Annotated in this window: 9 protein-coding genes; 3 read left to right on the forward strand and 6 right to left on the reverse strand. The window is 46.3% G+C overall.

What is annotated here, in order from left to right:
• Positions 1-5 precede the first annotated feature (5 nt).
• From DW096_RS02980 to DW096_RS03005, 6 genes are all read right to left on the reverse strand, one after another.
• Complete coding sequence (locus tag DW096_RS02980) at positions 6-2,504, reverse strand: glycoside hydrolase family 31 protein (RefSeq protein ID WP_005827670.1); 2,499 nt, start codon at positions 2,502-2,504, stop codon at positions 6-8.
• A 34-nt stretch (positions 2,505-2,538) separates the two neighbouring features.
• Positions 2,539-4,344, reverse strand: a complete 1,806-nt coding sequence (locus DW096_RS02985) for a glycoside hydrolase family 66 protein (RefSeq protein ID WP_005827668.1) — start codon at positions 4,342-4,344, stop codon at positions 2,539-2,541.
• Between the two features lie 13 nt (positions 4,345-4,357).
• The gene (locus tag DW096_RS02990) at positions 4,358-5,854 is read right to left on the reverse strand and encodes a SusF/SusE family outer membrane protein (RefSeq protein ID WP_005827666.1); all 1,497 of its coding nucleotides are present in this window, start codon (positions 5,852-5,854) and stop codon (positions 4,358-4,360) included.
• 19 nt (positions 5,855-5,873) lie between these two features.
• Positions 5,874-7,364, reverse strand: a complete 1,491-nt coding sequence (locus tag DW096_RS02995) for a RagB/SusD family nutrient uptake outer membrane protein (protein ID WP_158589290.1) — start codon at positions 7,362-7,364, stop codon at positions 5,874-5,876.
• A 14-nt stretch (positions 7,365-7,378) separates the two neighbouring features.
• Complete coding sequence (locus tag DW096_RS03000; protein ID WP_005827660.1) at positions 7,379-10,381, reverse strand: TonB-dependent receptor; 3,003 nt, start codon at positions 10,379-10,381, stop codon at positions 7,379-7,381.
• A gap of 249 nt (positions 10,382-10,630) precedes the next feature.
• Positions 10,631-12,289 carry a DUF6377 domain-containing protein gene (locus DW096_RS03005; RefSeq protein ID WP_008664452.1) on the reverse strand — a complete coding sequence of 553 codons (1,659 nt, stop codon included), beginning with the start codon at positions 12,287-12,289 and terminating at the stop codon, positions 10,631-10,633.
• Between the two features lie 206 nt (positions 12,290-12,495).
• On the opposite strand from DW096_RS03005, the gene DW096_RS03010 reads away from it, so the two are divergent.
• The 3 genes from DW096_RS03010 (at position 12,496) to DW096_RS03020 (ending at position 14,988) form a co-directional block, all read left to right on the forward strand.
• Entirely contained in the window at positions 12,496-13,797 is a 1,302-nt protein-coding gene (locus tag DW096_RS03010) for a GNAT family N-acetyltransferase (RefSeq protein WP_081028991.1), read from the forward strand.
• A 34-nt stretch (positions 13,798-13,831) separates the two neighbouring features.
• Positions 13,832-14,299 (forward strand): hypothetical protein, encoded by a 468-nt coding sequence (locus DW096_RS03015; RefSeq protein WP_005827650.1) that lies wholly within the window; start codon positions 13,832-13,834, stop codon positions 14,297-14,299.
• Between the two features lie 245 nt (positions 14,300-14,544).
• The gene (locus tag DW096_RS03020; protein WP_005827646.1) at positions 14,545-14,988 is read left to right on the forward strand and encodes an Hsp20/alpha crystallin family protein; all 444 of its coding nucleotides are present in this window, start codon (positions 14,545-14,547) and stop codon (positions 14,986-14,988) included.
• Positions 14,989-15,007 lie beyond the last annotated feature (19 nt).

A 15,007-nucleotide genomic window follows, 5' to 3' on the forward strand; every position in this document is an offset into this window, starting at 1 on the left:
TTGTGTTAATAGACAAACTCAATGATATGTTCCTTTCCATCATCCGGCAACCTCAGCAGGCAGGTCCCCTGCTTCTTGTCGGGACACCAGGCAGTTATCGTAAACTCTGTCTCCCGATTTTCTTCCAGCTTTCCGACATTCGTTTTCTTGATTTTCTGACCGTCCAGCAAAGCTGTTTTCGGCATCTGTTCCGTATAGATGCAGAACATCAGGTTTCGTTGGCCGGGTAAGCTATATTTCTCACCGGTCCGTGTACCTACTTTCAGCGTATAGCCTGTGTCGGTAGTCTGGCAAGTAATAGGAGTGCGCATGAACTCTCCACGCAAATATCCTAAATCAGTTCCTGCATCTTCATAAAGCGAGAAGGTAGTTTCACTGCCCGCTGCAGCAGGAAATATCTCAAACGTAACCGGATAGACCGGTTTCTCATCCGTATAGTTCATGACCGGCATTTGAGGTATGATACTTCCCTGCTTTACAAACATAGGAATAGTATTGAGGGGAGCATCCACCGTCATCCATTGCTCACCGCTATATGCTGTGTGTTTGTTGTTGTAGTCAATCCAAGTTCCTTCAGGAAGATACACATTCTTGTTTCGCGCTCCTTTCTTTACCACCGGAGCAACCAGCAGTTCGCTGCCAAACATGAACTGGGCATCCGTAGAGAACGTTTCCATATCTGCCGGATATTCCAGAAACATCGGTCGCATGAGAGGCAACCCCGTTTCGTGTGCTTCGCGGGCATACGTATAGATATAAGGCAAAAGACGATACTTCAATTCGATGGCTGCCTTGGCATTCTTCTCGGCCTCTTCGCCGAACAGCCACGGCTCCACAGCCACGTTGCCCTCATGATGAATGCGGCTCAGGGGATTGAAAGCGCCCATCTGTATCCACCGCGTATAAAGTTCAGCCATCGCAGGATAATCCTCTATATCTCCGCAATAACCGGTAATGTCACAAGTAGTAAAAGGAATAATTCCCAAACCGGCAGACAACAGTACCGGAATCTGATTGGCCATCTGTCCCCAACCCTGCGTCACGTCATCACCGTTTCCACAGTCACCGGTCCAGCCGAAAGTATAGCGTTGCAAGCCCGCAAAAGCGGCACGTGTCATCTGAAATACGCGACGGTTAGGATTCCGTTTTTCAAACTGCTCCTTCACCACCTTATCCCACGTAAGACCATAAACATTGTGAATCTCATCATGCATGCCCAAATGGTGTTTCATCACCAGGCGTTCCGTCTGCTCCTCATTGCTCCAGGCAGGTTCACCCATATCAGTCCAGAAACCGGCAATGCCATCATCAATGGGCTTCTGCTGATAAGCTCCCCACCAGTCTGCCACAGCAGGAAGGGTGAAGTCCACTACGCCACAATTACCGCCCCAGGGCCAGGGCATGTCATAACTCCTGCCGTTGGTGGAGTCCTTTACCAGATACCCTAACCTATCGGCTTCCTCCCATTGCCGCTTATTGGCTTGTGAAATGACCGGATCTTGCGAAACCACCACCTTGAAGCCCATATCCTTGAGGTCTGCAAGCATCTTTTTCGGATTCTCGTAGTTCCCTTTCCGCCACTCAAAATCCTGCAAATACTGTGTCCAGCCTATGTCCTGGTAAATAACATCACAAGGAATTCCGCGCTTACGATAGCCTTCAGCTATTTCATAAGACAATTTCTCGCTCGTCAGCAGTCCCCGGCATTGTGCAAAGCCCAATGCCCATTTAGGAGGCATTATGGGTTTTCCCGTCAGGTCGACATATTGTTTCATGATTTCCTTATAATCCTTCCCGAAGATGAAATAATAAATCATCTCTCCCCCAGGAGCCTCGAAACTGTAGTAATCGCGGCTTTCCGTACCAAACTTAAATTCGGTTTTATACGTATTGTCCAGGAAAATACCATAACGATAACTGCTCATAAAGAACGGAATACTCTTGTAGAGCGGGTCCTCAACGGCACTATAACAAGGCTTGTCACTGTTCCACATCTTGTAGGCTTCGCCGCGACGGTCCAGCTTGCCGGTCTTTTCTCCCAAGCCGAAGAAGTGTTCGTCACGACGGAGGGTCTTGTATTCCAATTTGCGCTGCCCGTTACTGATATGCCCCTTATCGGCATAATCACTGAACAGCAGTTTCTGATACTTGTCGAATATCTGTAAGTTAAACGGAGACTTGTTTACCCGGATACGGAGTTTAGGGGTAAAAATCTCGTAGCAGGCATTCTGCTCGTCCACATGGACGGTACCGACATCCTCCAAGTCCTCATTGACGACGGCAAAGGAAGGATTACTCCGCTGGAAACTACCGTCGGGAGAAAACCATATACGTACCGTAGACTGGCTACACAGACGTAATTGTATGGCAGAACTGTCATTTAAATAGAAGGTCACACTCCGGTCATCACTGGTATAGGAAGTGCAGTCTCCGGTGCGGTTCTGTGCATTCGCATATACTGAAAATGCACAGACGGCAAAAAATAAAAATATATATTTCTTCATTACTATAATCTGTTTGTTCCTTTATTGGATACTCTTATTCCATCACAAGCATGCTCCAGTACTTCAGCAAAGGCAAGATAAAGGTAACCGTGCCGTCCTTCTGTTCGAATGACAGTTCCTGCGAAGCACCGGCATGGAAATCGGGCGATGCAACCCATATCTTGTTCACTTTACCGGAAACATTCATCTTCAACGGCACGTCGGACACCAGACGCGGTTCGGGCATTGTTCCGTTCAAATCCCTCCAGCTTAAGTTATCCGCATTGAGGAAGTTGAGCAGATGAATGACTTGCCTGCCATTTACATTCTTGGCATATACAGTGATGGCAGACTTCTGCGGCGGCCATGCATTCAGAGAAAGATTCCGCGCAGCATCCGTACAGTTCAGAGAAACGGAAATCTCCGCCTCCGTATCTTTATCACGAAGCAGGTTCTGATAAGCCGTCATAAAGTCATAATAACGAATCATGGCTGTTTTCAGTACATCGTTCATCTGCAAAGCCGTGCTTGGAAAGTACTCGCGGCATAGCATGTGGTCACCCAATTCCAAATGAGAGCCTCCCAAAGCAAATATCACAGCATCCGTCAGCAGCACACCCGGTGTATTGAACTCACCGGTACTGCTACCTGCCTTGTCATAGTTCATATATGCGGCAAACACCGTTTTCAAGGCATGGTTGCCATACTGGTCGTTCGCTTTGATAATGGTGTGCAGATCCTTGAAGCCTGCCTCATCGCCCCATACTTCATTATAAAGGAAATCCACTTTACCCGTACCAGCTATCTGGGAAGCTCCATAGCTGGAGACGGCATTCATCACCAAACGCTTGTCCGGATGCTTCTGTTTCATGGCTTCGATGAACGAGGCATATCCCTTAGGCAGATTTACCTTATTGCCATCATAGTCATAGCGGTCACCCCGGTTTCCCAGTTGGTCTATCTGATAACCGTCAAAGTCCAGATTGGCATAAACATCATCGTTTTTCTGGGCAATATATGCCTGCCATTCCGTATTGGTGGGATTGAGCAGGAAGATATTACTTTTCCAACTGGAGGGCAAGTCATGCGAATCCTTATCCATGCGTCCCGTGTTCTTGAATATGTACCATTCTTCCTTTACTCCGTCGGAAACGGCATCGTCCAAAGCTCCGAAACATAGATTGTAAAACATGGACTTCATGCCCAGGCTGTGTTGTGTAGAGATATACTTCTTCACTACCTCGGTATAGACCTCCCGGTTGGCAATGTCCTTATAGACCTCGTCCAGATGCTCACGCGTACCGCCCAACGGCCAATGATGCTTGTTGTGCCAATCCTGAAACTGTACCCCGTTAATGTGGCAACGGTTCAGGAAAGCCATCTCCTTCTCTATCACTCCATCCACCTTTTTCGAAGCATCAAAAGTGGCAACGAAACCATAACGTGGAAAACGTGTCCAGTCACTGGATACATCTACGGCAATAGTACCAAGAATAACCTCTGTTCCATTCTCTTTTGTACGGTATACATCCACCAGATAACCGGTATAATCGGTTGCCGGAGCAGTCCAAGTCCAAGTAGTACCGACAGCAGCCTGCTCCGATACAACCTTGTCCATTGTCCGGTAGCGGATTTTAGCTCCGGCAGGAAGGGCGTCAGCTGTAAAAGAAACACTCTCGCCCGGCCGGTAACATGCCTTGTCGGTAGTGAGATTGACCGTCAAGTCCGAGGTGACTGGGGTTACTTCCGTAACCCCTCCACTCTCTCCGCCTCCACCGGTACCGCTACCGGTATCATCACTCTCCTTGCTGCATGCAACCAGCAGCAAGGCTACCATTGTTGTATAAACTATCTTCTTCATCTATTGTAGATACCTATTGTTTCACGATTGAAATTGTCTCTTCCAGCTGATTCAAAGTAATCAGATAGGAACCTGCTGTCGTAATCTTCCACTTCTGGTCGATGCCGCCTACCATCACGTCCAGATATTGCGCTTTGAACGCTTCGTCTGATTTATCAAGGAAAAGCATCGGTTCTGTTTCTCCTGCAGGCTGTTTGTCTGCTACAGCCGGCATGAACCAAGCTCCATTCCAATCTTCCTGCTTATCACAAGTAAATTTCAACTCACCGGCATTCAGCGTACCTTTCCAAGTAAACACATACGGATTATCCGTTGTCTGCATCGGCGTAGCATCACCAATCGTCCAACCGGCCGGAGTAGCATCACCTACCATATAAATCATCTCATACGGAGTAAATTCGCTCATCATCATGCGTTCCTTACCACTACGGATATCCATGCAAATCTTGTAGGCCTTGCCGCATTCCCCGTCTTTCAGCACCCATTTATTGTCCGGGTCGAACCCTTTCACAAACACCACTTCTGTATCGGTATAAGCAGCATCGGCATTCTTGGCCTTATACATGTTCTCCCAACTTCCATCGGAGGTTCCGAACTTGAATTCCCCTCCTTTGCCTACTTCAAAGAACTTGCCGAAGCGGAACAAGTATGGATCGAGCACATCTTGTTTCATCTTCACGAATCCCCAATCCGTAGCGTTACCCACAAAATAAAGCTGGTCGTAGGCAGGTGCCAACGTCTCTGTCTGGGTCAATGTAAGAACACCGGTAAACAGATTGGCTTCGACGATGTAATTATGGTCTTCTTCGACAACAAAAGGTTCATCCGGCTGGTCATCACTGCTACGAAGAACCAGCAATCCATCTGTTCCTTTGTTGTAAGAGGGCAGGAATGAGCCTAAGGTCGTGATGAACTTAAACTCACCGGCCACAAGCCGGCCCGTCCATGTAAAGATACCATTGTCCTTGCGGGTCATCTCTGTCGCATCATCGGCACTCCAGCCGCCCGGAGTGGCACTACCTATCAGATAAAGGGTGGATGTGAGCGGTTTATAGGCTGTAACACTGAAAGCAGTGGTAGACACCTGTTTTTCGTCCCGTTCTGTTACAGTAGCTGTCAAGCGCGCTTCCAACGAAATGTTCTCCCCGGCAGTTGCCCCAAAATGGTTGCGTAGGATGTCATTCAATTCCTCCACGCTCTTTTTCCATGAGTATTCTTGTACGGCATTCTCCACAGCTACATAAGAATCTGCAAAATCACTGCCGGTCTTGGTCAATTCCAGCGTATAGGAAATTTTATTACCCGTCCCATAATTGGTTCCCGTAGTCCAGGAAAGCTCCAGGGCATCATCGGCATGTGCCTGCTCATTCAAAACAACTTCCGTCTTGCTGGCCGTCAGTACAAGTTCATTCTGTCCTTTATCCAATTCCATGTAATCATCATCTACACAAGCAGATAAGGCTGCACAGCCCAGTAAGGCAAATACAAGGTGTGAAATATATTTCTTCATATTCTTCTGATTAAATTAATTAATAACCCGGGTTCTGCACCATTAAGGTATTAGCATCCATCTCCGTCTGCGGAATAGGGAACAGCAAGCGGTTCTTGTTCACGTTGCTCTTTCCAATGGAATGCAGGAATTTAATGGCATACTCTCCATTGTTGACACGAATCATGTCGAACCAGCGATGCCCTTCGAAAGCTAGTTCCATGCGGCGCTCATGGATAATCTTTTCACGCATGGTTTCCTGTGACAAGCCCGAAACCTCCGGCAGTCCGGCACGCTTACGTACAATATTCAAAGGCACGGCAGCCTGGTCAGGGCGTCCCATTTCATTCAAAGCTTCGGCCTTCTTCAGCAGGACGTCCGCATAACGATAAATCACGAAGTTGGCAGGATTGGTATTGTATTCCGGAGAAACCGTTTTCGACACCAGAAACTTGCGTACATTGTATCCCGTATTGGAATAAGAGCTTTTGTAAGCCTTACCGTCAAAATCCGGACATCCGGCATAAAGCACGGTCAAATCCTTACGTTTGTCACCGCTCTCATATTGACCCACAAATTCTTTTGTAGGCTGGTTCCAGCCATAACTGCCGGCAACAAAGTCCGAATTACGGGGACCCATGAAAGTAGAAAGCCAGGAAGACTGCGGATTGTTTCCCCAAAAATCATATTCCGTATTGCCCGAATACTGGACCTCGAACAAAGATTCCGGCCCGTTATTGACCAATGCATCGAAATTATCCTCATACTTGCAGGAAGAAAGGTCATACCCCAAATTTGTTATCTCATCACACAAATCAGACACCTCCTGATAATATTCCGTATGATTAGGAGCCAGCGTCAGATAAATATCTGCCAACATGGCCAAAGCTGCATCTTTGCAGGCACGTCCCACGTTCTCGTCGTCGTAAGAAGACTTGGCAGGAAGCAGGTCAACCGCATTCTTACAATCGGAAATTATCTGGGCATAAGTCTCTTCGACTGTAGCGCGTGCAATGTCTGTCGGTTCTCCCGGATTATAAGGAGCCAAACGCAGTGGAACACCACCGTACAGACGTACCAATACATAGTAATAATGTGCACGGAGAAAATAAGCCTCTCCCAGACAGCGGTTCTTGATTCTCTCTGACACAGCTTCAGCCTCCAGAAGACTATTCAACACAATGTTGCATTGTCCTATCCCCACCCAGGGAGAACGCCACATGTACAATGCCATGCCATTGTCGCTCTGCGTTATGAAGTTAGAAGCTTGTATCGTTTCAAGGCCGTCGGTACCGCCACCGGCACCCACCAAACTGTTACCCGCCACAATATCCAGTGTCCAGATACGCTGGTTGTACATATTGGAAGACTGAAGGGTGCGATAGCAGGCATTGGTCAGAGCAATGGCCACATCATCGGTCACCGTCGTTTCCGGGTCAACCGTATTTTTAGGAGACTTGTCCAGAAAGTCGCTGCAGGAAGCCAGCAGCAATACTGCCAGCATATATAGTAAATTTGTTATCTTTTTCATATCCGAGTCAATCATTAAAAGTTAAAGTTTAATCCTAAGCTGAACGTACGGGAAATGGGGTAACGGTTCTGGTCTATTCCGTTAATACCCACTTCAGGGTCGAAACCGGAATATCCGGTGATGGTAGCCACATTCTCACAAGATAGGGAAAGGCGTGCATTTTCAATCTGGGCTTTCTGTAACCACTGCTTCGGGAAAGTGTATGAGAGTGTGATATTCTTCAAACGCAGATAAGAACCATTCTCCACAAAGCGGTCTGACACGCGTGTATTCTGATTGGGGTCGCCGAACACGGCACGCGGCATCGAATTGCTGGTCCCCTCTCCTTGCCAACGCTTCAGTACGTCGGTAGTCTGGTTATAGGCAGCTGCCATACCGGTATTGTCGATATTGTTGGCATTGTATATCTTATTTCCGGCTATACCTTGTAAGAAAACAGAAAGTTCGAAACCCTTATAGGAAAGGCTATTGTTCATGGAGAACAGCCAACTTGGGTTCGGGTTACCGATGACGGTACGGTCACTATCATTGATGACACCATCGTTGTTCAAATCCCTGAAACGGATATCACCCGGCTCAGCTCCCGGCTGCACGGCATGTGTATTCACTTCAGACTGGTTCTGGAAGATTCCGTCCGTAACATAGCCGTAGAAGACATTAATGGGATAGTCCTTTGCCAGCATCGTTACATAGGAGTTATTGATTTGGTTAATGTAATAAGGAACGTCGCTGTTCAAATCCTTAATTTTATTCTTGTTGTAAGTGGCGGTCAGGTTCGTTTCCCATCCCAGTTCACCGGTAAGATTGATGGTATGCAGACTCATTTCAATACCTTGATTACGTACTTTTCCGGCATTGGTATACGTGGTTGTAGTATCTTCAAATCCCGATGTGATAGGGATAGACGCCTTTACCAGCATGTCTCTCGTCTCCTTCAGATAAGCATCGAACGAGAACATAACGCGTGAATTGAACAGTGAGGCATCAAAACCGATGTTGGTTTGTGCCACCTCTTCCCAATGGATATACGGGTTGGCGAGAGTAGAAGAAACCAGCGCTGTCTGATTGCCGCTCGAAATGCCGAAAGGATATACACTGGTATTGTAGGATGCCAGATAGCTGTAGTTTCCAACACTTGCCTGGCTACCGGTCACACCGTATCCCGCACGCACTTTCAGGTCATTGATATAGTCGTTTTTTGGAAACCACTTTTCCTGAGAGGCACGCCATGCCACAGATACGGAAGGGAAAGTACCCCAGCGATGTTTCTTACCGAAACGGCTGGAACCGTCACGACGAATGGTTGCAGTCAGCAAATAGCGGTCTTCGTAAGAGTAGTTGACACGTGCCATGTAAGAGAGCAATGCCCACTCTGTCTCGTTTCCACCGATGGCATACATTTCCTCGCCATTATCCATTTCGTGCACATTGTCGAACATAAACACATTCTTCTGCGCATTCAGGTAGTCGTTGGTGTTCCATTGGGCAGACATACCGGCCATCAATCCCACACGATGTTTTTCTGCAAAAGTATGGTCGAATAGGAAATAGTTGTCCCACAAATAAGTGAACGACTTGTTATCGCTCTTATAACGTGAAGTCTCCTCTGTGGGAGTGGGTTTCCAGTTATACTTGGGGGTAAAGTTGTCTATGAACCAGAATTTGGCATCATAGCCGAAAGTACTTTTAAACTTAAGCCATTTGGTAAAAGTAAGTTCTGCCGTCAAGTTGGCCAGGAAGTTATATCCATCAGTCTGACTCTTGTTCAGTTCCGTCGGTCCAATGGGGTTGCGCGTGCTGCCATACCATTCCGAGTTACCATCAGGGCCACTCCAACTGCCATCTTCATTCTTCACCGGATAAATGGGGAGCGCTTTCAGCGCATCACCTATATTATAGCTGCCCGACTTCTTCGTATCGGCACTGAACGTAATGTTATTGGAGAACTTCAACCATTTCAAGACTTGCGCATCACTGTTGGACTGGAATGTGAAGCGACGGTAATTCACACTCTTCACGATACCGGACTGATCCAGAAAACCACCGGACACATAATAATGGGATTTCTCGTTACCGCCGGAATAACTTACCGTATAGTTCTGCATCACACCCGTACGGAGCAATTCATCCATCCAGTCGGTACCTGCACCCAATTCAGAAGGATTGGCCCATTCCGGATTAGGATTGCGTCCACTGTTCACCATCATGTCATTACTCAACTCGGCATACTGCGCCGCGTTCAATAAAGAAGGTACGTTCGTAGCATTCTGGAAAGAGTAATTGGCAGATACAGCAAGTTTTCCTTTTCCTTCCGTACCGCGTTTGGTGGTAATCATCACAACTCCATTAGCTCCCCGGGAACCGTAGATGGCTGTGGCCGAAGCATCCTTCAATACATCCAAACGTTCCACATCGGCCATATTTAAGGAAGACAAGCCCAAGTCGGTAGGCACTCCGTCAATCACGACCAGCGGGTCGCAGTTGTTGATAGAACCCAAACCACGAATCTTGATGGATACATTGTCTCCCGGTTTACCGGCATCTACAATCTGCACACCTGAGATTTTTCCCTGGATGGCTTGTCCCAAATTGGATACGGGGGAATCCTTGATATCCTTGTTACCGATGGAGGACACTGCTCCTGTAAGGTCGCTTTTCTTCATGGTGCCATACCCTATCACCACCACTTCATCCAGCATTTCGGCATCTTCAGACAAAACTACCTGAAGCTGTTTCTGTCCCTTCACCTGCACCTCTTGAGTCTTATAGCCTACAAATGAAACGACAAGAGTACCGTTCGGAGACATGTTCAAAGAGAAATCACCGTCAATACCGGTTATTGTCCCATTTGTGGTTCCTTTTTCCATTACACTGGCGCCAATAACCGTTTCACCGGTCTGGTCTTTCACTACACCTTGTACTGTAATTTGCTGTGCGAACATGCACATCGGAAGTAACATTCCTATCAGACAAACCATCATCCGTAGCCTGCTGATTGGCATTTTGTACTTTTGCATAATATAAGAATTTAAAGTTAATAATAAAAACATAAATCACATGTGTCACTCTTTCCGAAGAGGGACAATGCAAATGTATCAGATAAGAGAAGCCAATAGTGGAGGAAAGAGTAAAAAAGTAGTGGTTTACATCATTCAAAAATACTTAAACCACTATATACCAATAATATATAAAATTATTACCCAACTAAAAAAGTAGTGAAAATATAAGCGTAAAAGAGACACTTCCAAGCTTCAAAACCCCTATTCTCAGTTCTTCGACTTGCCAATTGTCATCACTTCCTGTTCCAACAAGTCGCGGTCACCGGCAGCCTTGTTGCGAACCTTCGTACGATAGTTATAAATGGTGGTAACAGAATATCGAAGGAATTGGGCTATCTTCACGCTGTCAGTAATACCCAAACGTATCAATGCAAAGATGCGCAACTCTGTATTCATCCGTTCGCCGGCTTTCAAGGATATTTGCTCATCATCGGCAAGCAGGGCATTGAAGTCTTCTACAAAAGTAGGAAACAGCTGCAGGAAGGTATTATCAAAGTTGGTATAGAATTCCTTTAATTCCCCCTCTATGAATTTAGAAGACTTGATGTTCTTGTAGAGTTCCTCCACATTTCCGGTAGCGGCAATCTTTCCCAGCGACCGGCGGTAATTGTCCATCTTTTCCAAATAGACCGAGCACTGGTCCATATAACGGCCGATATACTCCTCCTTCAGATAGGAGTTTTCGGCAATGCTGTGGTTGGCCTCCTTGAGTTGTGCATTGGAAAGGTGAAGCTCATCATTCAGCTCCTTCAACCGTTTGTTGGCGTCAATCACTTCCCTGCGGGCGGCAGCCACTTTCTTCATCTGCTTGTATACATAAAATATGGCAAGCAACAGAAAAAGTGAAAGCAGGCTGATAGATACCAGTGCCCATTTCATCTGCTCCTGCTGCTTCTCCGTCTTTTGCTGGTAAGCATCATTAATGATAGGAAAGATTTCCAGAATCTCCAGCTTGCGCAACCGGGCATTGCAGGCGGCTGCATCTTCCATACATATCTTTACATAAGAATAGGCACGCTCGATGTCTCCTTCCTGGTAAAGCAGTACGGCGAGCTTGCGTAAAGAGATATATTCACGGACAGCGGTTTTCATATCCGCCATAGCAGAAACAATCAGGTATTCCTTTTCCTTCTCTTTGTCCCCTTTCAGCCGGTAAGACTCTGATAAAGTATAGGCACAAATCGCAACGTCGTGTTCATAGTCCTTCTGCAGCGCCAGATAATCCGTCAGCAAACGGATGGCCTTGTCATATTCATTGCGTACATTATACTGGTCGGACTGAATCAAGGTATGTATCAGAAGATTATCTTTATTGACCAACAGCAACGAATCACGATATTTGTCCGTAAGCTCCGTATAAAGCTTCTTTTCATATGCCGTCACGGCATAATCGGCCATAAGGCCATAGACCGTACGGTAGATATGGTAATAATATGGATGGATATCCACCGGTAACCGGTCTATATGGATATTCCGCATCAAATCCATAACTTCCTTATACATACCGGTCATTCCCAAAACATCTGCTTTATTCATGCGGGCATTGTCTATGTATTCCCGGTTTCCAAGACGTATGGCTATCTGTTCCCTTTCCTCGGCCATGTGCAATGCAGAATCCGTATTGAACGAACGGTACTCATCCAGCAATGTGCCAAGAATGGCAAAACGTTCTTCATCCGGTATCTGCCGATGCAACTGTCTTTTCAGTTCCACCAGTTTCAGCTCTTTCTGCTCCATGTATATGGGACGCTCCTTTATCGCCTGGTCCAGTTTCAGCAGCAAAGAATCCGCCCGGCTGCTGTCTGCAGCATGAAGGCGGCACATACAGATGGTACAAAGACACAAGAATATGATTATATTTTTCATCCGGCTTTCCGATTAGTTAAAGGCAATACTTTTTGAGAATCCTCATGCAAAAGTAATTAAAATACCATAAAAACCTATTCTACTATCATTAAAAGCTCGAAAGCAGAGTGATAAAAAGGCATACTGCAAGCAAAAGAATCAAAATATTGAATTACCTTTACGGAAAATCCAAAGAAAGACCATATCATAAATATCATCCGAGCATCATGGATATACACACATTTATTGCCAATTATCAGGAAGCTTTCGGCCAACACGCCGAACTCCCCATCGCCTTTTGGTATTCAGACCGAATGGGGGCATCTACAGAGAAAGTAACCGGTTGTCTCTTCAAATGCATGAAACAAGTCAGAGACGGCAAAATCGTCAGTCTCAGCAACAAAACAATTACCTGCGGAGGAGGCAAGTTCTATACCGGATTTACTGAAATGCCCGAGCGCGTCCCGGGGTTTGTCTCTTTGAAAGAGAAATACAAGAAGACTCCCGAAATGGTGGTAGATTTTGTCAATGAGCTACAGATTTCCAGAACTGACAAAGCCTATCTGCATTTTGCCCGCATAGACAAGATACCTTCCTTTGATGAAGTGGAAGGACTGCTGTTCCTGCCAACTCCCGACATTCTATCCGGACTGGCGACATGGACCTTCTTCGACAACAATGCATCGGATGCCGTAGCAGCCCCATTCGGCTCCGGCTGCTGTTCCGTCATTACCCAAACCATCATTGAAAACCGGAAACAAGGGAAACGTACTTTCCTGGGATTCTTCGACCCCTCCGTCCGCCCATACTTCGAAGCGGACTTATTGAGCTTCACTATCCCCATGTCCCGATTCAAGGAAATGTATCACACCATGCGCGAAAGCTGTCTGTTCGATACACATGCCTGGGGAAAAATCAAGGAAAGGATACAGCTGTCCCAATCAGGAGACGTACATATCCTCCCCTCTCCCATTTCCTTCCCCATCCTTCCGGACATTTATCTGCAGGAAATCAGAATAGAAGATGCCGCAGCCATCTACCATGCCATCGACACACACCGGGACTACTTAAGAACATGGCTGCCATTTGTGGATAATATGCGCACAATAGCTGATGAAGAAGCTTTTTTACGTCAGGTATTATCTACTCCTGCCGAACGAAATGAGCCAATATTCGGTATTTGGAACCAACAACATGAAATCTGCGGACTGATAGGTTTCCATTTCTCCGATTTCGACAACCACCGTACAGAACTCGGCTATTGGCTACTGCCGGAATACCAGCATCGGGGCATCATTACTGAAAGTGTCCGCAAGCTGTGTCTGTGGGCCGTACAAGAAAAAGAGATAAAGCGGATACAAATTCGCTGTGCCGTGGGCAATGCAGCCAGTAACGCCGTACCGGTTCGCCTCGGTTTCGTCCATGAGGGAACAGAACGTTGCGGAGAACTGCTGGCTTCTGGAGAATATACAGATATACATATATACAGCATCCTGAAAGAAGAAGTGCTGGCCAACCTCAAACGATAAAATATCAAATATATATCAACTATTGAAATTATACATGGAACAACAACCTCATCTCAATGACCACAACAAGCAGGAGTACCCTCCTATGCACACCACGGAGCACATCATCAACCAGACCATGATAAGGTTATTCGGTTGCGGCCGCTCCATATCAGCACACATAGAACGGAAGAAGAGCAAGCTGGACTATCTCCTTGCCGCCTGCCCCACAGAAGAAGAAATAAAGAAGCTGGAAGAGGCCGTAAACGAGGTAATCGCCCGACAGCTGCCCGTCACAACAGAATTCATTACGCAAGAGGAAGCGCAAGGACGTTTCGACTTGGAACGCCTGCCCGATGGTGCTTCGGAAACGGTACGTGTCGTGAAAGTAGGCGATTACGACGAATGCCTCTGCATCGGAGTACATGTGGAGAATACATCAGAAATCGGAACCTTCAAAATCATCAGTCACGATTGGGACGAAGAAGCCAAGCGTTGGAGAATGCGTTTTAAATTAGTCTGAAAATCTATCAATTTTTAATAAATAAGATAGCAAAATGGCATTAAATAAGCAAATAAGTCAGTTTTTCAATGACAAATAGTCAATAAAGTCAGTGAAAACTGGTTGGCATAAGGTTTGCAATATTGTTAGCGAACGACGGTTCAAGAAACGGATGGTGAAAACCCAAAAGGCAGACACCCGAAGACAAAGAACCGGAGTTCAAAACTAAACAGCATGTTTAACTTAAACAATAGGAGACTATAACTATGATGCCTGTAAGAAGAAACCAAAATTGGTTACCGAGTATTTTTAATGATTTCTTTGACAATGATTGGATGGTAAAAGCAAATGCCACCGCCCCTGCCATCAACGTATTCGAAACAGCAAAAGAGTACAAAGTTGAATTGGCTGCTCCCGGTATGACAAAAGAAGACTTCAACGTTCACATCGATGAAGAAAACAATCTGGTCATCAGCATGGAAAAGAAAACAGAAAGCAAGGAAGAGAACAACAAGGACGAAAAGAAGGAAGGCCGCTACTTGCGCCGCGAATTCTCATACACCAAGTTCCAGCAAACCATGATTCTTCCGGACGATGTCGATAAGGAAAAGATTGGCGCCCATGTAGAAAACGGCGTGTTGAACATTACATTGCCTAAGTTTACAGAAGCAGAAAAAGAAAAGGCCAAGAAATTCATCGACGTAAAATAACGCCCGACCATTAAAAAGA

Origin of the sequence: Bacteroides sp. AM07-18 (assembly GCF_003602695.1) — a bacterium.
Taxonomy (GTDB): Bacteria; Bacteroidota; Bacteroidia; order Bacteroidales; family Bacteroidaceae; genus Bacteroides; species Bacteroides uniformis.

Excerpts from the sequence above, each read along its gene's own strand:
- DW096_RS02980 (WP_005827670.1), bottom strand. The coding sequence starts at position 2,504 with ATGAAGAAATATATATTTTTATTTTTTGCCGTCTGTGCATTTTCAGTA.
- DW096_RS02985 (WP_005827668.1), bottom strand. The coding sequence starts at position 4,344 with ATGAAGAAGATAGTTTATACAACAATGGTAGCCTTGCTGCTGGTTGCA.
- DW096_RS02990 (WP_005827666.1), bottom strand. The coding sequence starts at position 5,854 with ATGAAGAAATATATTTCACACCTTGTATTTGCCTTACTGGGCTGTGCA.
- DW096_RS02995 (WP_158589290.1), bottom strand. The coding sequence starts at position 7,364 with ATGAAAAAGATAACAAATTTACTATATATGCTGGCAGTATTGCTGCTG.
- DW096_RS03000 (WP_005827660.1), bottom strand. The coding sequence starts at position 10,381 with ATGCAAAAGTACAAAATGCCAATCAGCAGGCTACGGATGATGGTTTGT.
- DW096_RS03005 (WP_008664452.1), bottom strand. The coding sequence starts at position 12,289 with ATGAAAAATATAATCATATTCTTGTGTCTTTGTACCATCTGTATGTGC.
- DW096_RS03010 (WP_081028991.1), top strand. The coding sequence starts at position 12,496 with ATGGATATACACACATTTATTGCCAATTATCAGGAAGCTTTCGGCCAA.
- DW096_RS03015 (WP_005827650.1), top strand. The coding sequence starts at position 13,832 with ATGGAACAACAACCTCATCTCAATGACCACAACAAGCAGGAGTACCCT.
- DW096_RS03020 (WP_005827646.1), top strand. The coding sequence starts at position 14,545 with ATGATGCCTGTAAGAAGAAACCAAAATTGGTTACCGAGTATTTTTAAT.